At 44.0% G+C, this 26,875-nt stretch carries 20 protein-coding genes; 9 read left to right on the top strand and 11 right to left on the bottom strand.

Going from position 1 to position 26,875, the window contains the following annotated elements:
• Nucleotides 1-28: 28 nt before the first annotated feature.
• Nucleotides 29-478 carry a hypothetical protein gene (locus B9T16_RS03570; protein WP_006617290.1) on the bottom strand — a complete coding sequence of 150 codons (450 nt, stop codon included), beginning with the start codon at nt 476-478 and terminating at the stop codon, nt 29-31.
• Nucleotides 479-989: 511 nt separating this feature from the next.
• Between B9T16_RS03570 and cobS the strand changes: the two genes are divergently transcribed.
• Nucleotides 990-1,790 (top strand): adenosylcobinamide-GDP ribazoletransferase, encoded by an 801-nt coding sequence (cobS, locus tag B9T16_RS03565; RefSeq protein WP_315669731.1) that lies wholly within the window; start codon nt 990-992, stop codon nt 1,788-1,790.
• A gap of 10 nt (nt 1,791-1,800) precedes the next feature.
• Here the strand turns inward: cobS and B9T16_RS03560 are convergent, their stop codons facing one another.
• Nucleotides 1,801-3,117: a hydrogenase gene (locus B9T16_RS03560; RefSeq protein WP_035737334.1), complete on the bottom strand. Its 1,317-nt coding sequence runs from the start codon at nt 3,115-3,117 to the stop codon at nt 1,801-1,803.
• Nucleotides 3,118-3,333: 216 nt separating this feature from the next.
• Between B9T16_RS03560 and B9T16_RS03555 the strand changes: the two genes are divergently transcribed.
• Complete coding sequence (locus tag B9T16_RS03555; RefSeq protein WP_006619289.1) at nt 3,334-3,552, top strand: hypothetical protein; 219 nt, start codon at nt 3,334-3,336, stop codon at nt 3,550-3,552.
• Between the two features lie 252 nt (nt 3,553-3,804).
• Here the strand turns inward: B9T16_RS03555 and B9T16_RS03550 are convergent, their stop codons facing one another.
• On the bottom strand, nt 3,805-4,770 hold the full coding sequence (locus tag B9T16_RS03550) for an aldo/keto reductase (protein ID WP_410244113.1): 966 nt from the start codon (nt 4,768-4,770) through the stop codon (nt 3,805-3,807).
• Between the two features lie 154 nt (nt 4,771-4,924).
• A complete protein-coding gene (locus B9T16_RS03545) occupies nt 4,925-5,974 on the bottom strand; it encodes a mannose-1-phosphate guanylyltransferase (RefSeq protein ID WP_410244112.1) in 1,050 nt (349 codons plus the stop codon).
• 64 nt (nt 5,975-6,038) lie between these two features.
• Here B9T16_RS03545 and B9T16_RS03540 point away from each other — a divergent pair, with 64 nt between their 5' ends.
• A complete protein-coding gene (locus B9T16_RS03540) occupies nt 6,039-7,340 on the top strand; it encodes an LCP family protein (RefSeq protein WP_410244111.1) in 1,302 nt (433 codons plus the stop codon).
• 108 nt (nt 7,341-7,448) lie between these two features.
• Here the strand turns inward: B9T16_RS03540 and B9T16_RS03535 are convergent, their stop codons facing one another.
• The 4 genes from B9T16_RS03535 to B9T16_RS03520 form a co-directional block, all read right to left on the bottom strand.
• Nucleotides 7,449-7,952: a YbjN domain-containing protein gene (locus B9T16_RS03535; protein WP_006619285.1), complete on the bottom strand. Its 504-nt coding sequence runs from the start codon at nt 7,950-7,952 to the stop codon at nt 7,449-7,451.
• 45 nt (nt 7,953-7,997) lie between these two features.
• A complete protein-coding gene (locus B9T16_RS03530; protein WP_317265443.1) occupies nt 7,998-8,600 on the bottom strand; it encodes a hypothetical protein in 603 nt (200 codons plus the stop codon).
• Between the two features lie 184 nt (nt 8,601-8,784).
• Nucleotides 8,785-11,892 (bottom strand): phosphoenolpyruvate carboxylase, encoded by a 3,108-nt coding sequence (ppc, locus tag B9T16_RS03525; RefSeq protein WP_410244110.1) that lies wholly within the window; start codon nt 11,890-11,892, stop codon nt 8,785-8,787.
• 330 nt (nt 11,893-12,222) lie between these two features.
• Nucleotides 12,223-12,450: a hypothetical protein gene (locus B9T16_RS03520; protein ID WP_006619282.1), complete on the bottom strand. Its 228-nt coding sequence runs from the start codon at nt 12,448-12,450 to the stop codon at nt 12,223-12,225.
• Nucleotides 12,451-12,773: 323 nt separating this feature from the next.
• On the opposite strand from B9T16_RS03520, the gene B9T16_RS03515 reads away from it, so the two are divergent.
• Nucleotides 12,774-15,992 carry a hypothetical protein gene (locus B9T16_RS03515; protein ID WP_410244109.1) on the top strand — a complete coding sequence of 1,073 codons (3,219 nt, stop codon included), beginning with the start codon at nt 12,774-12,776 and terminating at the stop codon, nt 15,990-15,992.
• A 15-nt stretch (nt 15,993-16,007) separates the two neighbouring features.
• Nucleotides 16,008-17,030, top strand: a complete 1,023-nt coding sequence (locus tag B9T16_RS03510; protein WP_043468783.1) for a serine hydrolase domain-containing protein — start codon at nt 16,008-16,010, stop codon at nt 17,028-17,030.
• Between the two features lie 64 nt (nt 17,031-17,094).
• On the opposite strand, the gene B9T16_RS03505 is transcribed toward B9T16_RS03510, so the two are convergent.
• Nucleotides 17,095-17,649 (bottom strand): DUF3124 domain-containing protein, encoded by a 555-nt coding sequence (locus tag B9T16_RS03505; RefSeq protein WP_014277493.1) that lies wholly within the window; start codon nt 17,647-17,649, stop codon nt 17,095-17,097.
• Between the two features lie 28 nt (nt 17,650-17,677).
• Nucleotides 17,678-18,907: a potassium/proton antiporter gene (locus tag B9T16_RS03500; protein WP_014277492.1), complete on the bottom strand. Its 1,230-nt coding sequence runs from the start codon at nt 18,905-18,907 to the stop codon at nt 17,678-17,680.
• Nucleotides 18,908-19,047: 140 nt separating this feature from the next.
• On the opposite strand from B9T16_RS03500, the gene B9T16_RS03495 reads away from it, so the two are divergent.
• On the top strand, nt 19,048-21,420 hold the full coding sequence (locus tag B9T16_RS03495; protein ID WP_410244108.1) for a DNA phosphorothioation-associated putative methyltransferase: 2,373 nt from the start codon (nt 19,048-19,050) through the stop codon (nt 21,418-21,420).
• A gap of 131 nt (nt 21,421-21,551) precedes the next feature.
• On the top strand, nt 21,552-22,349 hold the full coding sequence (locus B9T16_RS03490; RefSeq protein WP_410244107.1) for a pentapeptide repeat-containing protein: 798 nt from the start codon (nt 21,552-21,554) through the stop codon (nt 22,347-22,349).
• A gap of 92 nt (nt 22,350-22,441) precedes the next feature.
• On the opposite strand, the gene B9T16_RS03485 is transcribed toward B9T16_RS03490, so the two are convergent.
• Nucleotides 22,442-23,959: a UbiD family decarboxylase gene (locus B9T16_RS03485; protein ID WP_006619275.1), complete on the bottom strand. Its 1,518-nt coding sequence runs from the start codon at nt 23,957-23,959 to the stop codon at nt 22,442-22,444.
• A 344-nt stretch (nt 23,960-24,303) separates the two neighbouring features.
• On the opposite strand from B9T16_RS03485, the gene B9T16_RS03480 reads away from it, so the two are divergent.
• Nucleotides 24,304-25,704: an NYN domain-containing protein gene (locus tag B9T16_RS03480; RefSeq protein WP_410244106.1), complete on the top strand. Its 1,401-nt coding sequence runs from the start codon at nt 24,304-24,306 to the stop codon at nt 25,702-25,704.
• 86 nt (nt 25,705-25,790) lie between these two features.
• On the top strand, nt 25,791-26,846 hold the full coding sequence (hppD, locus tag B9T16_RS03475) for a 4-hydroxyphenylpyruvate dioxygenase (RefSeq protein ID WP_410244105.1): 1,056 nt from the start codon (nt 25,791-25,793) through the stop codon (nt 26,844-26,846).
• Nucleotides 26,847-26,875: the final 29 nt, after the last annotated feature.

Below are 26,875 nucleotides of genomic sequence, written 5' to 3'. Positions count from 1 at the left end.
CTGAGAAAATCATATCAATTGATGACAATTAAAAGGGACAATCATCATCATCAATGGGGGTATCCCAGTTATTTGATAGGACTTGATCCATGACCGCATCAAAGGCGGCGGCTTGTAAATTCCTTGTCGCCTGGTCTTGTAAAGGATTAGACAGGGGAACTAATCGCAGTAATCGCCCATCTTGCACTAAGTCGAAATAGGTTTCATTATCGGAGGATTGTTTGAGTTCGAGATAATCAAAACTGTAAACATTCAAATATAAAGCATGGTTAGCAATGAGAGTAGCCTGCTGTTGATCCGCAAACACTTCCAGGATATGACCTTCGCCTTGACTTTTTACCTGGCTGTCTTGGATATGTATATAGCGAACCCTACCGAGGTCAACCAGCAACTTCTGCATATCGCGCTTGTTAACAACGATTCCGGTATCGATAATACATGGAGCAGACACCCTGCAATTTAATTGATCGTAACTCATAGAGCAAAAGCCTCTAGTTTTATAGTTTCTCCTAAACCAAAACCGCCACCTGGCACCTTTACCTAGTTAAGCCGATAGTTATAAGGTCAGTTTCACGCAGAGAGTTTAGGACAATTTAGCACCCTAGGTATGACAGATTTTTTCCCTGAACCGTTGACCGTATAAGGCTTAACGAAGCAAGTTTTGAGAAAAACAGAGTAATTGTACTACTTAGATTGTCTCGCCACTTGCATTCTTCTCAGAAATCTACCGATAACCCGGTGGCTGAGATTATATTTCAGCTTGGGTGTGTTGGAGATCTAACTTTATACACAATTGTAGCAAAGGTAGGACTGTGAAAGTCGATCTGATCAGATTTTCTTGATGTTTCTTGACTTTTAACTTTACATAGCCGGTTGGAACTATCTGGGCGGTATTAGAGTATATGTTTAGACCCCAACAGGTTTCATCTCAATTGTGGCATAAGCTAAGAAATATTATAGAGCTATGGCAAAATCGAAGTTTAAGTTTTATGGGTTTTGAGACAGTCTGGCGATCGCTCATTAGGTATATGGAACAGCTACGAGCGGCTTTAGCTGCTGCTGTGGCTTTCTATACCTGCTTACCTATTCCTCCGTCTTGGACGTTGGAGTTTCGGGGAATTGCGAGACTCGCGCCGGTAATGGGGTTAATGATTGGGGGATTGTTAGGGCTGGCTGATATAGGTTTGCAGTTGTTGGGCTGTCCGGTATTAACGCGGGCGGCTTTGGTAGTGGTAGGTTGGATTGCCATTACCGGGGGACTGCATTTAGATGGGGCGATGGATACTGCTGATGGGTTGGCGGTGACTGACAAGAAGCGACGCTTAGAGGTGATGGCTGATAGTTTAACTGGGGCTTTTGGGGCGATCGCCGCTGTAGCTATTTTACTGCTAAAAACCGCCGCCCTAGCTGATTTAGACGGCACACGCTGGTTAATTTTGATGGGGGTGGCTGCTTGGGGACGCTGGGGACAGCTAGTGGCGATCGCTCGTTATCCTTATCTGAAAGCAGAAGGAAAGGGAGCATTTCACAAAGATTTGAGCTATTCTCCCTTGGATTTACTCCCCGGGGTTTTGCTACTTTCGGGGTTGAGTGGCTTGCAGATTTGGTTAGAACCCGATCGCTGGCTGGTAGGGGTGGGTCTACTGCTTGGGGGAAGTGCGATCGCTATTCTGACAGGAATCTGGTTAAACTACCGCCTAGGCGGGCATACCGGAGACACCTATGGGGCTGTGGTTGAGTGGACAGAAGCCCTATTATTATGTTTACTGGTAGCCCTAGAGGGAGATTAACCAAGGGGGATTATTTTTTGGGTTCTACCCAAACTTTTATCCCCTCAACTCGTAAAGATTGCCCACGAGTACCACAATATTGACCATTACTACAAACGGGAACATCTCCCTTATTTTGAATATGGGCATTATAGAAAACATCATATTTCGGGGCTTCTGGTCCAGTGAGCTTAATCGCAAAGCCTTCTATTTGGCGATTTGTGCCGGGTTCTCCCACCATTTGACCGTTAGAGGCTGTGGGACTATCACCAACTTGAGCAATATGAGCCATGTATTGTATATCCAAACCCGGAACCGGAGGATTAATCGCCATTTGGAAAGCCTCCAAGCGGCGACCTTGACCCTTAGTGCCAGCATATTCTCCGCCGCCAAAATCGCGATCGCCTAACCCCTGTAAATGCACTCTCACGCGCAACCCCACACTTCCCGGTTTAACTTCCGCTTTCCCTGTCGGCTGACCGACAATGGCAGTATTGCCAAACACAATATTTTGTCCATCAATAGTCAGAGGTTTCGGGTTAATTTCCACACTGGGAACAATAATCACATCACTGGGGGCTGTAGTGGTGGTAGGTTCTTCTAAGATGATAATATCTGGGTTAGCCGTGGGACGTTCAACTGCTGTCACATTCAATGGCGGTTGAGTGGTTGTTGACCCCCCCGACTGACTGACAATTTTTCCTCTGGAAATAGCTACCCCCAAAGATTTCCCAAAGGCATTTTCGAGAATTTCTGCCGATTTTGCCCACTGTTCATCATTGAGTTGGTCTCCCCTATTCACCAAGTTTAGGAGAATATTGAGGGGATGCTCTCCGGTGAGCAATGCTTTTACCCGTGGGTCTGATTTGAGATCTATTTGGGAAATTTGCTGTTTGAGTTGTTGCGCCTGTTTGTGGGCCTGTTGTAGGGGTGCAAAGTCTTTCTGTTCGCTGTGGGTCAGCCCGAGAATTTGCTCTAGCAAGGATAAAACCTGCTGAGGAATGGCTCCCTCATCTGTGACTGGGGTTATTTTTTGGTATAACTGCTGTAACTCTACCAGGGATCTAGCGGCTAGGGCGGTGGTTTGTCCCCGGTTTTGTAGTGTTTGTTGGAAATTGGCGAAATCACGGTTATAGTTAATCAACCCTTGCAGTAACTGATCCGTTATGGGAGTTCCTGAGTCTTTTAGGGCTTTTGCTGCTTGTTCTAATGCCTGCCCTAGTTTAGGGTAGCGATCGCCTAAACTGTTTAGATATTGTTGTAGGTCGTCTGTTGCCATCATTTCCCCTCCATTACTGATCAGATCATCCCTCGGCTCATCATAAATTATGGCGATCCAGGCAGGCAAGAGGTTGGGGAAAACTACACGCTGTACATCAACTAGGCCTACAATTGCCTAAAATTATGGATATCCGTGATCTGGCTCACCTGGTAAGCGTGGACTTAGATCATAGGCTGATCAGCCGAACATCACAAGTGACACCATATCAGAATCACTGCCCTTATCTTGACAAACAGCGATACTAAATATAGTTTAAACCAATCACAACTCCGTAATTTCACTATGCTGTGTATTCAAGATGTAGTCCAACAAGCGATCGCCACTGGTTATTTAACCTTGGAAGCTGAAAATCAACTCCGGTACATTCTCCAAAATTCTCAATATGATGCTATTGAACTCAATGCTTTTGCTAACTTGCAAGTAGCCGCTATGAGTGGACAGGTCCGACAAGAATCTCGCGAAATTTTATCATCTCAGTCTATGGCGGCTTCTCTTAACTAGATGCAGCTTTGGCTGATTGGAAAATTCATTGACTCAAGACTGATCCGACAATTTAGTTATTGTCTATTTACCTAGGTTCAACGGTTGCCTTAATTTCCGATTGATGCTGCTATTTTATAGCTCATCTAGCCTCGTAATGAACGGATATTTTTGGCTGTGACTATCTAAGTTTTGGGTTAGTTAACTAACTGCCATTTCCTCTCTTGAAACCCTGAGAATTTCCCCTTTCCGACTGCTTTGGCGATCGCTATGTCAAAATTTCCATAAAATTGGGTATTCATTTTCCAGATGATCCGTAACTATACGCCCAATTTGGTCTATTTGGCTAACCTCTTCCCGGGAAAGTTGAATATCTATGGTTTTCACATTTTGCTCAACTTGGGCGCTATTACGAGCCCCCACAATGGCGTTAGTTTGAGGTTGAGAAATTAGCCATGCCAGTGCTAATTGTGCTATGGTACAGTGTTTGTCTGCAGCTATGGGTCGTAACTGATTAATTGCTTCTTGAACCCGGCTATAATGTTCTGGGTTTTGGATGAGTTTATTTTTGAGTCGATGATCTTCGGGATGAAATTGATGATTAACTCCGAATTTTCCCGTCAGTAGTCCCTGGGCTAGGGAAGAATAAGCGAGAATTGAGATTTTCTGTTCTACACAATAAGCCATGGTTTCCCTTTCCACATCGCGCCAAAATAGGGAATAGGGAGGCTGTATACTATCTATAGTACCATATTGGCTGGCTTCTTCTAGTTGATTTTTGGAGAAGTTGGAGACTCCAATGGCTCGAATTTTCCCCTGTTGTTTGAGCAAATTTAGGGCAGCCATTGTTTCGGAAATAGGCACAATTTCTGTATTAAATGAACCCGTTGGCCAGTGAATTTGATACAGGTCTATATAGTCGGTCTCCAGATTTTTTAAGGAGCGATCGCACGCTTCAATTACCTGGTCATATTGTAAATGGGTCGCAAATACTTTGCTGGCATAAATGAGGCGATCGCGTCTATCTGACAACGCCTCAGCTATCAGTTGTTCCGAGATACCATCACCATAGATTTCCGCAGTGTCAATGGTAGTAATTCCCAGGTCAACCGCCTGCTGCATAGCCTTGATTAAGTCCGCTTTTTCAATACCTTTCCACCAACGTTTATCAGCTTGCCAAGTCCCTAAAATAATCGGGGTGATTTCAATGTCCGATTTCCCAAGTTTTCGTGTTTTCATGTTGGCTCTTTGGCTCCCAACTGTTTTACTTCAACAATCAACCTTAATAGTATCAAACAAAGCGATCGCATTATAACTAACAATGATTACTCAAGATTTATCCCTTCTCATCTCAAACATAGATGCACCCTACCAGATAAGTAGTCAGCCCTCCCTATAAAAGTTCTCTCAAATCAGGATCATCCTCCAACTGAGGCAAGACCTTTTTAATATCCTGGGTGCGGTTCTTATCAACAATCAAAGTCACATTACCATCGCGAACCACCACCAAATCCTGAACCCCAATAGTAATAATCACCTCATTTTCATCACTCCCATACAGAATAGAATCTTGGGTATCGAGTCCCAAATGACGGACTAATGCCACATTGCCATTTTGTTTCGGTAAAAGACGTTCTAAAGAATTCCAATCTCCCAGGTCATCCCAGCCAAAAGAGACTGGTAAAACACAGGCTTTCTGGGTTTTTTCCATCAGTGCATAGTCAATGCTGATTTTTTCAATGTTAGCATAAGCCTGGGCTCCTTCAGCTTCCAGGGCGGCAATTAAATCGGGGGCATAGGTGCGTAATTCCTCAAGAACTACCCCAGCCCGAAATATAAAAATTCCCGCATTCCAACTAAAGCGACCAGTAGCTAGAAATTGATCAGCCCTTTCTTGATCAGGTTTTTCCGTAAACTGGGCTACCTGATAAGCAGTGAAATCGCCAAAAGTGCCAATTTTTTCGCCCTGTTCAATGTAACCGTAACCTGTAGCCGGATATTGAGGTTGTAACCCTAGGGTGACAATGAGATCCTGGCTGATAGCTAAATTTTCCGCTGATTTAATCGCCTCCTGGAAAATATCCGGTTTTCCAATCCAATGATCAGCCGGGAAAAAGCCAATGACGGCATCTTCCCCATAGCGACGGACCACTTCAATCACAGTCCAGGCGACGGCGGGGGCGGTATCTCGTCCTTGGGGTTCGGCTAAAATATTTTCGGGTGGGATATTGGGTAACTGTTGCTGAACTCCATTTTCCAGGAGTGCGGAGGTAATCACCCACAGACCCGGACCACCTTTACTCAAAGGTAGCAAGCGTTCTGCTGTGCTTTGTAATAAACTTTGACCAGTACCGTCTAAACTGAGAAATTGTTTGGGTCGGATACGACGACTCAGAGGCCAGAACCTCTCACCTTTACCACCAGCGAGAATAACGGGTATCATGCGATTTAAAGTTTTCAGCTTCAGTTGACTTCATTTTCAAGATTAAAGGATATTGGCGATTTTTATGAGTTATCCGACCACCAACCAAAGACAACCTAAAGTCCTGCGGGTAATATTTTTGAGTTTTATTGCACTGATCATTACTAGCGCTTCCGCGACTTTGGGGGCGCTAACGGCTTTGCTGTCTCCATTGAAACCGGAACAGCCACAAAATAGCTCGATGGTCCTCAATTCATTATGGCGCGATCGCTTTCGGTTTCGTCTGTCGCGACCTGTGAATATTTTGGTCATGGGGATAGATCCCCCCTTACCCAACCAGGAAGAAGATGGGGCAATTTTTGGGGGTCGCAGTGATAGCATGATCTTGGTTAATTTTAATCCGAGCGATCGCCATCTGAATTTGCTATCAATTCCCCGTGATACCGAGGTTTTTATCCCTGGTATGGGTGTGGGTAAGATTAATGAGGCTAACTATTGGGGCGGCGCTTCCTTGGCTACGGAGGTGGTAGCCGATACTCTTAACCAGGTGCAGATTAACCGCTATGTCCGGGTTAGCACGGGCGCTTTTAAGGAGTTGGTGAATTTGTTGGGGGGGGTGGAGGTGTTTGTTCCCTATCCCATGTCTTATCGGGATAATACCCAACAGTTGGAGATTGATTTATCTCCGGGATGGCAAACTATTGATGGTGATCAGGCTGATCATTTTGCTCGTTTCCGTAGTGATGCTTATGGAGATATTGGCAGGATTCAACGCCAACAGGCTTTAATGGAGGCTATTCGGGAACGTTTACAGAGTCCTGATGTATTGCGGCGTATTCCTCAGATTATTCGGGTGATGTTGAAGTATGTTGATACTAATTTGGATTTTGAGGAGATGCTGACTCTGGTTAAGTTTGGGTTGAATTTGGAACCTCAACAGGTGCGAATGGTGATGTTACCTGGGCGAGACATGGGCGGATATACGAGTTATTGGGTGGTTGATGACGCGGCACGCGATCGCATTATGGCTCAATATTTTCGGGTGGATTCTACCGGGTTTGTCTTACCTGGACCTATGGAGCGATCGGGTTATCAGGAATTGTCTAAACGTATTAAAATTGCTGTACAAAATGCCTCTGGAAACCCCCAAGCAGCCGAACGAGTCGCGGATTATTTGTTTAAGCAAGGCTTTAATAATGTTTATGTTGTGCCGGGGTTGCCTTATACTATGCGATCGACTCAGATTATTGTGCAGGGGGGAGATTTAGCTAGTGCTGAACTGTTGCAAGAACATATCGGTTTTGGTACAGTTAGGGCTTCTTCTACTGGTGCGATTAATTCGGATTTTACCATCCGGGTTGGTGACGATTGGCAACAACGATTTTAAGCCGATATGCTACCATAAATCTGCCTTTTTGTCAAGTGTTTAGTCAGGTTTATGGGGGGTGAAAAAAGGTAGGCAACCAGAGACGGTTGCCCCTAGTGACCCACTCAATTAGTACCGTGATATGGCTTCTTCTGGTGAAATATTGCCGTAAATAATCGACATAATACCAGGGAGAAATTTATCCATTGTCGAAACATTGGTATAAATCAAATGCTTAATTAAAGCGGGAGTTAGGCGATCGCCTGCTACATCTAAACTGGTTTTGTAGCGAATTTCCCCATCATAGAAATTCATCTCAAAATTACCAATAACCATGCCATAATTAGCTCTGGTGACAAAATCCGAGATATTTTGGCGTTTATAGTCTGGTACTTTCACCGGAAAAATCGAGTAAACCGTGATTTGTTTTTCCTCCTCCCGGGCGATCGCATAGCAATCAAAACGGCCATTTTTTCCCTCAATTCCCAAAGCCACAACTCGGCGATGTTCTATTTCTTTATAAACCCAACCATCCTCATTAAAGAACTCGATTAAGATATCGAACAAGGGCAGGTTAAAAAAGCGATCGTCTGTAGATGTGGATGCTTGTTGATTTTGTTCAGACACGACCATTAGTGTGTAAATCTCCTCAATCAAGTAAGTTATTGGCGAGCATTATTATGCCATCTTGTTCTCTGGTGTAAAGCCATTATAGTCTATCCGATTTGATTTTTGGTCGAGATAAGCCATATTGCAAACCTCATAGTAAACAGGCGACCACCAACCCACCTGGCTATAGGTTAATCTATTGAGTTTATCCCCGGAAATACCCGCAATTTTTTTGCGGACTCCCCGGAAACCCAGCGGATTTTTATCAATTTGTTTTCCTTCAATCTCTAGTAGGCTACCAATTTCATCTATACCCACATGACGGGAAACCCAACCCAAACAACGCTGTAGGACCTGACGAATTTCCTCCCGTTCTTTAGACTCGTATTTAACCACAATTTTTTGATCATCACTTCCTTGACTGACGGTTAGGCGATAACAGCCTTCTGGACGATATTCAGGATACCATCCCAACTGCAATAGATAGCCGTCACCGACCGTCACCCAGTCTATTCCGTTGAACTCAATTGGTTTAGCCGATAGCAAATTTTGATTAAAAAACTCACCATTGATAATGTAGCCATGTTCAATCACTGGGTCTACATCACCAAAAGAATTGTGCAGAATTGCCCAACCACTAGGGATATGCAAAGGTACAAGTTGTACAGACATAAATTGCGATAGGGTGAACTGTAGGGGCGGGTGCTAGATATGCCATTGGAAAAACCAGTCAACTCACGGAACCCGCCCCCGGAACGTCTTAAAATTACCCCTAATCAATAGCACGTTTTTCCTGTGGTAGCAAGGAAGTCTAAGGACACGCGCCCCCNAAACTCCCTCCCCGGTCTGGAGATGATCAGCCTGTGTTACGCATTCCAGCGGCGATACCGTTGATGGTTAATAAGGCACCGCGCAACAATTCCCCTTTACTATATCTCGAATGAATTACTCCGGGAGTAGCAGAAGTTCCATGATGACGCAGGCGCTGGAGTAAAGACACTTGCAATAAACCTAGAGGAATAATTGTGCCATTACGCAGTCGCACTGAGCGCTGAAGTACGGGATCATTATCTAGTAACTGTTTCTGTCCGGTAATTTCCAGAACCATTTGGCGGGTCAGATTAAATTCTTTAGCTATACGCTGAAATAGATCCTCAAAGCGATCGCGATCTTGAGGATGGCTCAACTCCCGCACATAGTGATGAGCCATTTCTAGGTCAACTTTAGCTAGGGTCATTTCCGCCTTAGAGATGGTGGTACGGAAAAACGGCCATTTGATGTAAAAGTAACGGAGCAGTTTGATATTTTCCTCGGGTTGTTCTCGAATAAACTGCTCTATGGCTGTACCGACCCCATACCAAGAGGGTAGCAAAAAGCGGCTCTGAGTCCAACTAAACACCCAAGGAATGGCTCGTAAACCGGAAATATCTTTTTTCTTGTCACTTTGGCGACGAGCGGGTCGGGAGCTAATTTGCAATTGGCTAATTTCCTGAATGGGTGTTACCTGCTCAAAGAAATCAACTAAGTCGGGCTGTTCATAAATTAAAGCTCGATAACACGATCGCGATCGCACAGATAACTCTTCCATGATTTGATTCCAGGGTTCAATTTCATCAAACCCGGTATGGAGTAAACTAGCTTGAATGACCGCTGTGGCTACACTCTCCAAATTATACAGAGCCAGTTGAGACAGAGAATATTTGGAGGCGAGAACCTCTCCCTGTTCGGTAATCTTAATGCGGCCATTAATACTTTTACCTGGTTGAGCCAAAATCGCTTTATAAGCTGGTCCGCCGCCGCGTCCCACAGACCCACCGCGACCGTGAAAGATGCGAATACTGATATGGTAAGATTCAGCCAAGGTTTGTAGGGCTTTCTGGGCTTTGTGAATTTCCCAGTTGCTACTGAGGAACCCCGAATCTTTATTACTGTCGGAGTAACCTAACATAATCTCCTGTAGAGAAGCGTTCATATCTTGGCTGACCTGCTCATATTTTTGGTAGCCACCCGCAAGCATCGCCCGATATAGGGGTAACTCAAACAAGTCTTTCATGACTGAGGGGGCTTTTTTAAGATCCTCTACGGTTTCAAACAGGGGTACTACCTGCAAATTACCAATTCCGGTGGCTGGGTCATACAGTCCGGCTTCCTTGGCTAACAACAGCACCTCTAGCAGGTCACTAACATCATGACTCATGCTGATAATATAGGTTTGGCAAATTTCCTGACCAAATTCCTGCTGTAATTCTCGCATGACCCGGAAAGTGTTAATGGTTTCACAGGTTTTTGGGGAAAAGGGTAACTCGGCGGGAATTAGGGGGCGGCGGGTTTGCAATTCTGTGATTAGCCACAGGGTGCGCTCGGCTTCGGTCAGGTCATCGTAGGGCCTCGCTAGTAGTTGCAGATAGTCTACAATTTCATTTAAGGCTGTACTATGTACGGAGGATTCCTGCCGCATATCCATCCGCGCTAGATAGAAGCCGTAAATTTCCACTTGACAGATGAGATTCTCTAAATCTCGGCATTGAATACCTGTAGCCATTAGGTTCCGCTCAATTAGCTTTAATTCTTTGAGAAATGCAGCTCCTGAATGGTAGAGACTTCCGGCGTTTTCTTTGGTGACAATGCGCTCGCGTTCTCTTTCTACTTCGTTACTGGTCGAAAGTCTCTGATTGCGATCGCGGGTATTTTCTAGGCGCTTGAGGATGTAGCATAATTTCAGTCTATAGGGTTCTTGGCGATAGCGGATGGCTACCTGATCATAAACTTCGGGAAGTTGTACCTGATCGCGATCTAGAGATTCGAGTAATTCTGGTAAAACGTCACTCCAATGCAGAGATAGGCTTAACAGTTGATTTAGATGATCAACGGCTTGAATGTATTTGTTTATAATCAGACCCCGTTGATAACAGGCTGTTTTCCAGGTGACTTCTGGGGTGACGGACGGGTTACCATCGCGATCGGCTCCCACCCAGGACCCAAATTTACAAAAATCGTAGTTGGGTGGTTTCAGGTGGGGAAAATGGGGTTGCAGGGTTTGTTTAATCCTTTGGTACAGTTGCGGAATTACATCAAATAAGATTTCCTGGAAATAGTGCAAACTATATTCGACTTCATCCAAAACTGTGGGCTTAAATTGGTGCAGTTCATCAGTACGCCACCACAGCCTTATTTCTTCGGTTAGTTGTTCTTGTAGTTCGCCTGTCCAAGTTTTTACTAACCCGGTGGCTTCGGGATTTGTATTGTCTACTTTGCCATAACTTTCGTCTACTGTGTCTAGTTGCTGGAGAATTTTGGCGATCCGCCTCTGTTTGGTGCGGATTGTATGGCGTACAATTTCTGTGGGGTGAGCTGTAAACACTAGCCTAATATCCAGTTGATTTAGCAGGCGCTGAATCACCTGGGAAGGGACGTTTAGCCGTTGCAGCATCGGAAATAGGTTATGGAATGTGGCTAAATCGCGATCGTCTTGGCGTCGGCTAGTTTGATTTAATAGCTCTACTGGTGCTTCTTCTGCTGTGGAAAAGCGCTGATGACGAGTTTCAAAAATGGAGCGATTCGACTTGTCGGCGGGACTCTCTGCGGGTCCTTGGTGTTTGATCTGAGCATAGGCTAACTCTTGCTCGCGCTGCTCATAATGTTGCTCGACTATGTTGATCAGTTGAAAATACAAGGCAAATGCTCGCGCTGCTCGAATAGCTGCATTGATATCAAGATCTTTGATAATTTGCCAGACATTGGCTTGTAAATGCGGCGATGCTTGTCCTTCTGGTGAGGTCATCGATCGCATTTGGAGAAGTAAATCTACTAATTGCTCTCCGCACTCCTGACGTAGGACACTTTCCCATAAATCTTCGACAATTTTTAGGCGATTCCTTAACAACAGGTCAGAGGCTTGTACAGGTGCATTAGATGAAACTACTGCGCTAGGGATTGGTTCTGAGGATTGGACCAGTGAACTCATAGGGCCTGTTCCGTAGTTAGCAAGAATATCTTAGTCATTATACTTCCCCGGTAGACATTCGGTAAAATATCTACCCTTGACACTCCCATCATCCAACTCTTAAATTTTCGATGAATGTATCTAATTTATCAATTAAATTATCCCTAGTTGTGCTAAAATTAGTGAGAGACATTTTAGGGAAATACAAATACTTGCAGATATACTGTCCCCAGGTAATCGGCTTTCCCCCTAGGTAAATCTCCCCCACCCATCAGCCCTTATTCTTCAATTCTCCCTTATTATGCTAGGAATTATGGGGAAAATCAACATCCCAGGGAGGTTTTTGGGCTGTCAATTATCAACTTGGTTAGGAAAATGTAGGACGGGTAGGCGATCGCCTCGGAAAACTTCCTCGCTACCCTCACTCAAACTCAACACCAACTCTTGCACATTATGAATGGCGGCGAAAGCCACAACTACAGGGGCTGTTGCCAATGCCATAAGTAAATCAGAAGCTAAAAGGGGGGGTTTCGGGGATATATTGTCGGAAACTGGGGTATCATCGGAAGCAGAAGACATCTGTAACTTGCCTCAACAGTTGGTTAACTAACTATGCCAGAAGATGTGATCCGGGGCAAACTGCCCGCAATAGACCGCTGGATATAGCCCAATGAAAATTGGCTATGGGAATATGTATAATGGTATTGTCGGGGCTTAAGCGAGCCCGTTAGACTCTCAAAACAGACATAAAAACAGTAAGTTGGAGACAAGCCATTGCCTGTCTCTACTGCCAAGGGTTTAAAAGCGTGGTCAGCGGATCTAGTCCGGGGTTGAAGCCTGATTGGATGCACTGAACTAATCGCACAGTATACATAGTAACTTATTTTGGCGTAATGTAGCGCGTGGTTAGGGATTATTCAGGATTAAAGCAATGGTCAATTGATGCTGCTGGCACTGCCGGGGTTGATGTACAGACCAGGTTGCGAGGGAATCATTTACATATTTTGTGCGAGGCACTCCCCTCTCCTCGAGAGACAGTGGTGGTGTCTCAATTCAAGATGGCTTTAGACCGCACGCCGCTAGAGTCTTTACTGCCCCGCGATGCTCCGAAAATTTATAAGATATTTGTTTCGGGTCGCGAGACAGGTGCTAAACGCCCTGAGTGGACGGTTAAACTGGATTATCCGACTACGGGGACAGAAACACCGACAAGGACCCCTAACGGGTCAACAGAAGATGAGAGTCAGGGGGTGGGACTGCGAAAATGGTTGGGAGGTCTAGCCGATCGCACTTTCATTGGCGATCGCCCATCTTCGTCAACTACTACCTCTGACGCGCCCCGGGTAATCATTACCCCGGTTAGTGAAACTACGACGGCGGAAACAGACCCGCCACCAACTGACCTAGCTACGCCTCCCGATAGTCCGGTGGAACCTGCCCTAGTGGCAACCCCGGAAAATTTGGCGCGCCGGGGTAATCCTGATGCGATCGCCAGTATTCTGAGCGAAATTCTGGGTGGGTTAGGGGTCAGTGTCAAAGTCAGCATTCGCAACTATAAAGGCGACAAATCAACCCCAACCCCATCGAAACGGCGGCGGTTATGGGTACTGTGTGAGTCAGCCTACAGCCCGGACCCTTCCCTATTAGCAGAACCGATAGCTAGTAGGCTGCGGGAATTGCAACTGCAAGAGTTCCGCGATGCCTGCATTTTACTACGGGTGGAAGGGGAAACTCAAGCTGATTGGATGCTGCGGATTGACTTAACTCCGCCCGATCGCATTCTGAAAGATTGGGCGCGGTGGGGAGACTCTGAGGCGATCGCGATTCTGCTTAATCAAAAGCTGGCGGATCTAGGTATTGGACTTAGGGCTACCCTCAAAGAATCTACCCTACACCTGTTTTGTCACCAATTAGGAGATACGAAAAATAATCGTCGTCGCCCCTCCCCCCCGAAGGAAAACGTTGTCACCGCTTGTCGGGAAATTTTAAATGCGATCGCCCCCCAAGGTATTCGCGCCGCCACTATTTACGGGGTAGAAATCAGCCCAACAGGTCAAGAAGCCCAAAAGCCGACTTGGATTGATTGGCTGAATTTACCTGCTTTTGAACATCCCGACCTGCAAACTCCCACCGAGACCCTCGCCACCCTGGGAGATATCGATGCGATTAAATTCCAAATTGAACGTCTGATTAACCCTAACCTAGAAACTAAACTCGCCACCGGGGGAACTAAAGTTCTGGCATTACGCAAGGGGAAACTGATCCATGTGATGACAGAAGCGCCTACTTGTCCTTCTCAATCTCGCGTCGCCCTCCCGATCGCCAGATTTTTACAAGCCCAAGGTATTGAAGGGGTGGAAGGAGTCCGCATCTATGGACGGCGGGCGGGTCAAAAATACCCCCTCTGGCGCTATGGTATTTCTTTAAAACCGACGGAGATAGATCAACCATTAACTGCTTCGGAAGATTTTATCACCTCAGAATTAACCGCCACGGGGGCGGGAGAACAGATGGGGCAGTTGGTATTTTCTCCGGGTATTAATGTTGATGGTGCAGATAGTGATTTGCCATCATCTCAGGTTTTATCAGGACTGCATTACCTGAGCGAAACCATTAGCCAATTTTTGATGGCTTCTCACTTATTTGTCAGTAAAAATAGCCCGGATATTGTAGTTGAAAAAACCTCTCAGCGCTATCAAAAACGCGCTCTGGCTGTGGCTTGTGGGATACTGGGATTTTTGATGGTTTGGCAAAGCGATCGCCTGGTGGGAAATCTGCTTGATTCTATTGCTATGACTGCTATCTCTGCTGAGATTTCTGAGGCGGAAACGGAGGAGGGAACCCCTACAGGCCCTTCCTTATCAGCGGCACCGCCCACGGGTTGGTTATCGGCTTTACAGGCGTTAGGTTCCGGTGAAGAGGATGGGGTTTTTAATAACTCTGGTTTTACTTCCCGACCGTCCCAGGCGATCGCTGCTGTTTGTGATGTTGATGATACTCAATGCCGTTTGTCGCAATTTGTTTACCCGACCTTCCGAAGTTCACAACTAGATGAACAGATTGTCCGCTATCAACAATATATCGCTACCCATAAAAGACCCCCAGATATACTAATTATAGGCAGTTCTCGCGCCTTGCGAGGCATTGATCCAGAGGTTTTGAGTAGGGGATTGGTAGCAGAAGGTCATCCGCCTTTACGGGTGTTTAATTTTGGTATAAATGGGGCAACTGTGCAAATTGTCGATTTAATTATTCGGCGGATTCTGCCCCCTGAACAATTGCCTCAGTTGATTATTTTAGCTGATGGGGTGCGGGCGCTAAATAGTGGTCGAGAAGACCGGACTTATCAGGCGATTTCGGCATCAGAAGGCTATCAGCAAATTAGCCAAGGTACTTTTCAAATTGTCCCCCCAGATTCCTTTGAACCACCACCAAATCTTCAGGAAACTTTGCTGGCATTAACTGAAAATGCCCTAGAAGGAAGGTGGGACCAACAGCAGTTTCAACAGGCTATTCAAGAGCAAATTTCCCAGGTTTCCCAAGCCTATAAACAGCGCGATCGCTTCAAGGCTGTTTTACAATCTATTGCTAATGGTCGTGCCTTTGCTACGCCGCCAACCCCCTCTGAACAACAGGAATTAGCCGAGGCAGACACCGAGGAGGAAGCTAGATTTTTGCCTAATGGATTTTTGCCTTTGTCGGTGCGCTTTGACCCAGAAATTTACTATCAAAACCATGCTAGGGTTTCGGGTTATTATGATAGCGATTATCAAGGGTTTGAATTACAAGGCATCCAGACCCAATCTTTGAAGAATATAATCGCTTATACTCAATCGTTTCGGATTCCTGTGGTATTTGTCAATATGCCACTAACTGATCATTATTTTGACCCGGTTCGCAGTGCCTATGAGGAGAAATTCCGGGAACACATGGAGAGGGTGGCTGCTGAAACTGGTTTGGTTTTTCTTGATTTGGGGTGGCGCTGGCTGGATAATTATGACTATTTCTCTGACCCTAGTCATCTCAACCGCTATGGCGCGATCGCTGTGGCTGAATATTTGGCAACTCAACAGGTGATTCCTTGGCCGGATAATGATATTATAGCTAATCCTAAACTATAATACACTCTAGTTGTAATGATGATGGCCTTAACTGAAAGTTTACAATTTCTTTTAGATGAAGCGACGGCGGAACAAAATGTTCCGGGGGGAGTTCTTTATGTGGCAACTCCTGAAGGAAAATATGAGATAGCATCGGGTTTTTCTTATGTGACTAAACGCCATAAAGTCCAGCGTCGCGATCGCTTTCGGATTGGTGCTATTACTCAGGTTTTTGTGGCTACGGTGGTTTTACAATTATACCAAAATCGTGCCCTGAATTTAGAAGATAATTTGACCAAATGGCTGGATAAAGAAATATGCGATCGCCTGGAAAATAGCGACAAAATTACGATTCGACAATTGCTTAATCATAGCAGCGGTTTGGATGATTACCTGGAAACTGATGAGTTTCAACAAGCGGTTAGTCAACGGGATAAAAATCAGTTTTGGACGGCTAAAGAAGCTATCTGTTTGGCAGATAATTTAGAATCTCTGGGGGTTCCTGGGGCGGGTCATTGTTACTCAAATACTAACTATATTTTGCTAGAGTTGATTGTGGAAGCAGTAACCGGAAATCCTCTCTATCAAGAAATGCGATCGCGGATTTTTGACCCCCTCGGTTTAAAGGATACTTTTACCGAATACCGCGAAACTCCCCCCCCGAAACACAAGAGTTGTCAAAATTGCATCAGTCCGGAAAAATTAGGCACTGGTTTAGGCGATCGTGGCTTAATTTCCAGTGCTTATGATGTGGGAAAATTTGCCGAAACTCTATTTATGACCGATGAACTCCTCAATGAGGATACTTTTGATAAAATGATTAATTGGTTTCAAGATAATGAGGGGGGTTTCTATGGCTTGGGAGTTAATAGTTGGGATGCTAAAGAATGGGGAGATGTTTGGGGATATACTGGTGGAATAGATGGCTATTCATCAGCCTTATGGCATCTTCCTGATGAGGAAATGACCATTGTAGTTTTGCTGGATGAAGATATTGATACCACTCCCGATTATATCATTGAGCGGGTTCTGGCGGTTATTCTTGAGGATGAATTATAATTGACTGTAGTTAAGCTACCCTCTCCCCCAGCGAGAGGGTTCTGTCAACGGTCTATCTAATCCACTATTGTTGATTATTAATGACTTGTCCTCGACTGGTGAAAGCTAACCCCTGGGTTCCTGATACACCAATCATGACTGACTCCATTATCGGTTCAGAAATGGTGCTTTCTGATACCCACTCAACCAGAAAATTAGCACCAGAACCCCCGCTAGTATTGCTTTGTTCAATAAAAAATTCCATGCTGGCGAGAGGTGGCATTTTTAAGGCACTATCAAGGTAATTTTTCACCAAATTACCATCAGTATTGTAGTAACTCACAGAAGTGATAATGATGGGAGAATGTGGGTCGGTATTGCGAATACTAAGCGTACTTGCTAAATTATAGGCTTGTTGGGTGTTTCGGAAATAGATATGAGAGTAAACGGGAATATAAACAGTTTGTCCGGCTACAGCTTGAATTTCACTAATATCAATGGTTTGAGCCGCATCGGTAAATTTTTCGGTTGTAGTTGATTCTAACCCCGATTGTTGCTGACCTGTTGTGGTAGTTGGTTGGGGTGTACAGGCGACTAAAATCACCGCCAATATCGCCCCTATAAATATGTTGATTTTCATGATAATTTTACCCCGCAAATTGAGATTTTTAATTTTCTGACTCCGCCATTAAATCAAGTTTCTTAGCTAGAGGTGATAGGGATAGACCCTGAACCAGTAAGGATATAATCACCATAAAAAAGATGACATGAAAAATCTGATTAGCACCTTGAATACCAGCGGTTAAAGGAAAAGTTGCTAAAACAATGGGAACAGCCCCCCGTAAACCTACCCAAGACACAAAAAGTTTTTCTTTAATTGGCATCTTTACTAATGATAGACAAGAAAGGGTAGCAATGGGACGCGCCACGAAAATTAAAAATAAACCCATTGCTATTCCCACCGCAGCGATAGGAATAAGTTGGGACGGAATCACTAGCAATCCTAGGTTTAAGAACATGATAATTTGCATCAGCCAAGCTAGGGCTTCATAGAAACTAAAAATATTTTTTCCTGCACTAGGAAGGTGGGAATTGCCAACCACTAAACCTGCTATATAAGCAGCCAGAAAACCATTACCACCGACAACGGTACTTAAACCATAGGTGAGCAAAGTTAGAGCGAGTGTCATTACAGAATATAGCCCTTCAGCAGTTAAATTCATGCTACGAATTGCCCAAACTGTCCCCTTGCCCAAGCCATATCCCATCGCCAGGCCCATCAACATTTGCATAATCACCGATAGGATTAAAGACCACAATGAGAACTGCCCTTGTTCCAAGATTTGCACGATTTCAATAGTTAGTAAAGCGGCCATGGGGTCATTACTGCCAGATTCAAATTCTAGCAAAGGTTGCAGATTTCCCAGCAAACCTAAATTACCCGATCGCAAAATTGAAAATACGGCGGCTGCATCAGTAGAAGAAATAATCGCCCCTAACAATAATCCTTCAGTTAAATTAATTCCTCTTACGCCAATATTAAAGGTGGAAAAGGAACCCAGCGTAAACCAAGCAAAAATCCCTAATAAAAGAGTGGTTAACCCGACTCCTACTGTAGCGAGAGTGAGTCCGGGAATTAACACGGGACGAATTTTCGCCCACTTAGTATCTAGTCCGCCGGAAAATAAAATAATAATCAGCGCCATATCTCCGATAGCCCTAGTTAATTCGGGGTTGTTGTATTTAATACCGATTAAACCTTCGGAACCCATTAAAATTCCAATCATTAGGAACAGTAGCAAACTAGGAACACCTAAGTGAATGGCGGCTTTACTAGCAATGACACTAGCTAACAGCAGGATAGCAATGGCAATAGATAAATATTCGATCGCAATCATCTAAAATTTCGGTTAAGGTTTGACGGAAACTGCTAAATACATAGCAATCTTTTTGAAAAAAGACAAGGGAGGAATTTTCCTGGAGGTCTTTATGTCATATAATACCTGCCAAGATAGTCCGACTGTGGAGATCAGTTGCAATGAACAGCCATGATGTCATTCAGTGTAGCAGTGACAGTTGGGATTTTGCCATCAATCACCGCCTAACGAGGGGTTTAAATGTTCACCCAACGGCTGATGATTTGATTTTGTACCTAGCCCTGAAGGCAGTTGAATTTCAGCTTCCCCCCCAGATTAACCGATTTAGTGACCTTTCTGCTCAGTGGCATGAGGAAATCGATCGCACTTTTGGTAGCTACCAGCAAGCCTGTGTGGCGGTTAACCAGCTTTTACTAGGGCTTCATGAACTTAGGGCGATCGCCCATTGTTGTCACCAAAGCCCCATTGGTAAAAAACTCCCCGTCGCCCTGTATGTGCATATTTCTGCCCTTAACCGCCTTGACCCGCTGCTGCGCCTATATGAACATCTAGCCCGCCAAGCCCTTAACCCACCTCCCCCCACAACTCTGATTAAATTTCATACGGATAAACCGATTATTTCTTATTTGTTTTACCCGGATTTTGATACAGATGCTCACCCGGATTTAGCCACGAGTTATCAAGTGCTAGTCCCCAGGGGGAGAGTTAATTTTTCTAACTATACTAACAGCAATAACCCGCCTATCCTACACCGTAAAGAAACTTTTGTGGCGGCGGAATATCCTCTATATGAAAGTTTTAACCAATTAACTAAGATGGAGGAAAATTTGGGATTATTAAGTAAAAAAACTCGACTTTATAGCAGTATTGGAACACGCCAAGGCTGGTTAAATCATCTGGCTAGATGTGGTGTGGCTATTCAGGATCATCAGGTGGTTTATTTATCTGATCAGGAAGTGGAAACGGTGAGGATTACTCCTCGCATTGAACGCCACAAGGCTGCGATAATTCGGAAAAGTTTATCTCGCCCTGTACGCCTGGCGCTGGAAGCGGGATTATTTCGGGAAAATAGCAGTTTCTTTGATTATGGTTGTGGTTATGGAGGTGATCTAAAACAAATAAGCGATCGCGGTTATTTGTCAGCAGGTTGGGACCCTTACTATTCCCCAGAAACTCCCCAAATTGTATCGGAAATTGTGAATCTGGGTTATGTGATTAATGTGATTGAATGTCAGGTGGAAAGACGGGAAGCATTAATTCGGGCTTGGGAGTTAACGCAAAGGGTGTTAATTGTGGCGGCGCAAATTTTGATTGATGATTGCGATCGTGGTATTATTGCCTATGGGGATGGGGTGATTACTAATCGCAATACTTTTCAAAAGTATTACCAGCAAGAAGAATTGAAAATCTATATTGATCAGGTTTTGAATGTGGATTCTATCCCGATTGATTTGGGTGTTTATGTGGTATTTAGAGATGAATCAGAAGCTGAGGATTTTCGCGCCTCCCGATTTCGATCGCGGGTTTCTTCTCCCCGTATTTGTGCCCAGGTTAAGCGTTTTGAAGAATATCAAGAACTCCTGCAACCTTTGATAGAGTTTTTGTGCGATCGTGGTCGGCTTCCGGTGGGTGCTGAACTTCAACAAACTTCGGAAATTGAGGCAGAATTTGGAACTATTAAACGCGCTTTTAAGGTAATTATGCAAGCCACTAACTCGCCCGAATGGGAACAAGTAGCAGATCGTCGTCGCCAAGATTTGCTGGTTTATCTAGCCCTCAGTCACTTTGGTAAACGGCGGAAATTGTCGGATTTGTCAGAACAGGTCAAAAATGACATTAAAGGGTTATTTGGTAGCTATAAAAAGGCTTGTGCTTTGGCTGATGTCATGCTTTATAGTATGGGGAATCCTGATATAATTGCTGAATGCTGTTACAATAGTGATATAGGTCAGAAGCGCCAAAACTCCCTTTGGGTTCATATTAGCGCCTTAGAGAAACTCGACCCCCTGTTAAGGGTATATGAGGGGTGCGCCCATCGGACGATTGGACGCTTAGAAGGAACAACCTTGATTAAATTTCACATTAAAACGCCGAAAATCACCTATTTATTTTATCCTGATTTTGATACTAATCCCCATCCGGTCCTACAAACCAAAATGGCGATCGACCTGCGAGATCTACAGGTCAGTTATCGAAGTTATCAGGGTGCTAATGCTCCCATTCTTTATGCTAAGGAAGCCTTCGTTACCCCAGACTATCCCTCCTATGAAAAGTTTGCTAAACTTACCAGTCAGGAACAAGACTGGGGGCTTCTCGATGACAAATCAGCTATTCAAACCCTCGGAGGTTGGTTAAAATGTCTGGAGGAACACTGCGCGGAAATTCGAGGACATAGAGTTTATTGGCGATCGGATGCTGATCCTTATCAGGTTAAACTGATTAAATCAGCCCGCCGAAATCGTCGCCAAAAATCCCAATCAGTGACCGACCATACCGGAAGTGAAAACGGGGAAACTACACCAAGTGAGGAGTAATTCATTATCATCTTAAACCTCCCCATAGTAGCATATTTTTGTGTTTTTTAACCTCCCATGACGAATTGATGATATTGATATGAACTACCCGGACAATTACCGTTTAATTTTAACTAGGAGATGAAAGCCAGATGAATGCTGAAACATTACTAGCATCTTATGCTCAAGGGGAGCGAGACTTTCAGAAGGCTATTTTAATTGGGGTTCAACTCCAAGGGGCTGATCTTAATAGCATTAATCTGAATAAAGCTAATTTGATGAATGCCAGCCTTATTCAAGCGAATTTGAGTCTAGCAGAAATGATAAAAGCTAATTTAATTAATGCGGATATGGGTCATGCTAATCTCCGGGGTGCAGATTTTACCAAAGCCTATTTGAATGGGGCTAATTTGATGGGGGCTTCTTTGAATAAGGCTAAACTATTTAGTACCAGTATGGATGGTGTCAATTTAATTTATGCCCAGCTAATTGGCGCGGATATCAGACAGGCTAACTTAACTCAAAGCAAACTAATTGGGGCTAATTTGAGTAATGCTAACCTGCAAGATGCACAACTAAATAATACTAATCTGATTGGTGCAGATCTGCGTGGTTCTATGTTACTCAATGTTGATTTTAGGGGTGCTAATTTGAGTAGTACTTTAATTAATGATGACACTCAGTTAGACCCTAAGTGGCGTGTGATTTGGAAAATTGCTAATCATGGAGGTCAAAAACATGATTTAACTGATGCTGATTTGACGGAAGCTAATTTAATTGGGGTGAATTTGAAGGAGGCTAATCTCAAGGGTGCCGATTTGCGAAAGGCTAATTTGAGTGGTGCTTTTTTAACTAATGCTCAAGTAGAGGGGGCTAAATTTAAAGGGGCGATCGGAATTTCCGAAAACGCCAAGTTTGACTTGAAAAGCCGGGGCGCAATTTTTGATTAAATAAACTCCTAAAAAGCGGGTTTTGGGGGTTATTTTTAGCTGTAAATAGCTATCAATAGCACCTATAAACCCGCCCGTAAATCTGATTTGGATCAGTGAATGTAATTGATTTCGTAGCCAAATTTATTAGGGTCAACTTCGTTTAAATTCACATCTGCTAACCCATACTCAGCCCAGCGACGTTCGACCATTTTAGCGACATCTGGATCTGATTCTAAGGCTTCCCCCCATTCGTGTTCAGTTTCTGGGGGGATTTTAGTGGTGGCATCAATACCCATCCTGCCCCCTAAACCAATTTTTTCACTGGCAAAATCTAAACTATCAAAGGGGGTATTAGGGAGAATAAATACATCCCTTGATGGATCAACTTTTGAGGCGATCGCCCATACGACTTGGCGCGGATCGCGGATATTAATATTTCGATCAACAACGATGACAAATTTGGTATATGTAAACTGCGGTAAAGCACTCCAAAAGGCTAAAGCAGCCCGCCGCGCTTGTCCGGGATAAGCCTTATCAATGGAAATAATTGCAGCCTTGTAGCTGAGGGCTTCCATTGGTAAAAAGAAATCACAAATTTCTGATACCTGCTGTCGCAGAATAGGAGTATAAATCCGATTAAGAGCGATCGCCATCATCGCCTCTTCTTTGGGTGGTCGTCCGCTAAAAGTGGTTAAATAAATTGGATCATGGCGGTGGGTAACACAGTGAAAGCGAATGAGTGGCGAATCTTCTACACCCCCATAATAACCCATGTGATCACCAAAGGGTCCATCGGGTAGCATTTCCCCAGGTGTGATAGTTCCTTCTAGGACAAATTCTGAATCTGCGGGAACTTCTAAATCTACGGTTTTACACTTAGCTAATTGCACCCCAGACCCCCCATATAATCCGGCAAATAACCATTCAGATAAATCTACGGGAATGGGAGTAGCCGCCGCCATGATAATCAGCGGATCAACACCTAGGGCGATCGCTATTTCTAACTTTTTACCATTTTCGGCTGCCTTCCGCAGATGTCTCGCCCCACCGCGCACGGATAACCAATGAACAGTCATGGTATTATGAGACTGTAATTGTAAGCGATATACGCCTACATTAGGAGTGCCGGTTTCACAATCTTTAGTGATTACCAATCCTAAAGTAATAATTTTGCCAGCATCACCAGAATAAGGGCGAATCATGGGAATTTTGGTTAAGTCTACTTCCTCCCCCTCAATCACTACTTCCTGACAGGGAGGAAACCAATTCCGTCCGGGTTTGGCTTTAACCACATCAAATAAAACCTTACCAAAATCTATGGCTTGGGAGATTTTTTTGGGTGGTTTAGGTTGCTGTAACATCCCCAGTTTTTTCCCTAATTCTTCTAACTCCTGGGGCTCTTCCATATTCATCGCCCAACACACCCTTTTTTCAGTCCCCAACAGGTTCACTGCTACCGGATAAGCGGCACCTTTGACATTTTCAAATAACAGCCCAGGACCGCCACACTGTAGCATTCGGTTGGCAATTTCGGCAATTTCTAAATCCGGGTCTACCAGGGCGCTAATTCTTCGTAACTGTCCCCGTTCTTCTAAGATTTTCAAAAATCCCCGCAGATCTCGTGCCATGATTTTTACAGTTTTTAAATTAACTGTTTTCTATTGTGACATAATCCGCTTAATCATGGTACTTCTCAAACGTCAATTATGGTGCGATCGAACCATTATCCCCTCAGTCTTCGCTGATCAGCATGGTTGGCTGACTACGCCCAAGCCAGATTTTACCAAAGTATGATATGATTATCAACATCAGGGTGTATAATGTTCTTGGGCTGTGTGATTAGACCCAAAAAGGGGAGTGATAGGCCCACCTTTAGATGCTAGATAATATTAGCGACCATGATCAACGCGATCGCCATCCTCCATGCTAATCTAAATAATAGATAACAAATTTTGACGGTTTGTGTAGGGGTATGCCCCATCAGTCGCTCGTGCCACAGACAAATAATGGAACTACGGCGGTTAGTCAGATCAGTAACCTGATCTATCAGACCGTTGTCTCGTTTCAACAACAGCACCCGGAGTGCTTGAATGTTCGCTATCAGGGTATTTCCTGGGAACAACCCCAGTATCAAACTAAACTGTTAGCTAAATTGAATCAGGGGTTGGGTCAAGCGCCGAACCCAGAAGCATTGCTATCTAGGGTGAGATCTTATCTGAAATCTCTGCTAAATTCAGAGGCGATCGCTACTAATATCTTTAATCAACTCAAGCCTCAACTTCAGCAACTCCTCAATGCCGAAATCAACGAACATCTAAATACTTCGATTCCTAACTTCAATGGTCATGGAATGATGGATAATGGGGCGAGTATTCTACTACTTGATGCGGAAAATATCCAGCTCGACGCTGACGCAGAAAAGTTTTTAGAAAAAATCTGTCATTATCCGTTACAAATTAGGGTGGCTTTTGCTAACTGGCGCAGTTTAGGTAAAAAAGATGCTGAGTTTCATCAACGAGGCTATCAATTGATTCATGTACCGGCTGGAAAAGATAGCGCTGATTTGAAAATGGCAACGGTGGGGTCATCAATTTTTGTACATTATCCGACGGCGCGAGAAGTGCTGGTTTGCTCGTCAGATCAAGCGTTAATTCATCTCTGTAATACTTTACAATCTCACGGTTTGACGGTTTATCATGTCCGCAAAACTCAAGACCAAATTGTGGTATTTAATAGTCAAAATGGGACGACTCAAAAATATTCATTATCATCCTCAAAAAAAGTGATTCCCAAAGTGGAAGAATTGCTGGAACAATTACAAGAGTTAATTTTATTAGAACAAAAGCGCAGTAATTGCTATTGGATTAAGCTAACCAAAATCTCTACCCTTTATCATAATCAATATAAATTGACGTTGACCCAGGTTATATCTGAACACTTTGTTGATTTTAAAGTCCAGGATATTTTTATCAAAAATCCTCTGATTTTTGCGGTGCATAAAATCTCAGAGCAATCTCAAATTTATGTGACTTTATTTAATGAAAATTTAACCATATCCACGGATAACGTATCACTCCAGGCTGTCGATGCAACTACGCCAACCACTGCACCGACAACAATTAAATCCAGCGATGATTTAGAAAAGGCGCTAGTTAGTATTCTGAAAGAATTAACGAAAAAATCCCCTAATTCTCCGGTGCATATTTCAATTTTAGCTAGTCATTTTATGACCAAATATCATGTACCTATTAATCAGTTACTTAGCCAATTTAATGATAGCAAAAAATTTCCCAAATTTTTGGAGTCTTGCGGTTCCTTTCACCTCAAACAAACTCCCAAAGGTTGGGAGGTTGGTTTATTAAATCCTCACTGAGTTAATTGAGCGACGATCGCTTGTCTGTATCTTTTATACTAAAAGGTGGATTGTCTCAATGATGGCCAACTTGTCATCACTAATTTATGGAGTTTGACCACATTCATATCTATGTTGAGGATGCCATAGTATCTCGCAACTGGTTTATCGACAAATTCGGATTTGAGGAGATACTCCAAAACATCAATGATCATGATCATACAATTACTATCGCCAATGGCCCTATTTATATCCTCCTGTCCTCACCCCGCCACCCACAGAGTCCGGTGGCGAACTTTCTCCGCCAACACCCCCCCGGAATTGCTGATATAGCCTTTCGGGTAGATAATTTATCCCAAACAATAGATCGCGCTATTTCTGGCGGCGCAAAACTTCTGCAACCTGTACAAACCTATCACCATGCGATCGCCTCTAGTCAATGGGCAATTATTTCGGGTTGGGGTTCCTTGCAACATTCCCTGATCGAAGTTAAGACTATTTCCCCCTATAAATGGCTTCCCGGCTGTCAATATCCGATTAAACTAAAGCGATCGCCGATTCATTTAACAGCCATTGATCATGTAGTCTTAAATGTCGAAGTCGGTGATATGAATGTCGCCGCCAACTGGTACAATTCCATTTTAGGACTCAACCCCGAACAAAGTTTTAACATTCAAACTGATTACTCTGGCTTATACAGTCAGGTGATGACATCCCCCCAAGGAAAAATTAAGTTTCCCATCAATGAACCCGCCTCTCCCAATTCCCAGATTCAAGAATTTTTGAATTTTAACCGAGGTTCGGGAATACAACATATTGCACTGACAACAACCAACATTATTGAAACGGTCAGTTTTCTCAAAAATCAGGATTTACAATTCTTATCAATTCCCGAAACTTATTATGATACAATCGAGGGGAGAGGAGCCGCTTACCGACTACAGCAAGATTGGGAAGCCGTCAAAAAAAATCAAATTTTAGTAGACTGGAATCCTTCAAATTCAGCATCAATGCTGTTGCAAATTTTCACGAATCCAATTTTTAATCAACCCACTTTTTTCTGGGAATTAATCGAACGTCGTCAGTCAGCCCAAGGATTTGGTGAAGGCAATTTTAAGGCTTTATTTGAAGCCATAGAACGGCAACAAATCCAGCGAAGTTAATACTGATTTACTTGTTAAATAACTGCCTA

Source organism: Arthrospira sp. PCC 8006, from assembly GCF_046480465.1.
Classification (GTDB): domain Bacteria; phylum Cyanobacteriota; class Cyanobacteriia; order Cyanobacteriales; family Microcoleaceae; genus Limnospira; species Limnospira platensis.
This window is presented reverse-complemented; position numbering and strand designations above follow the sequence as displayed.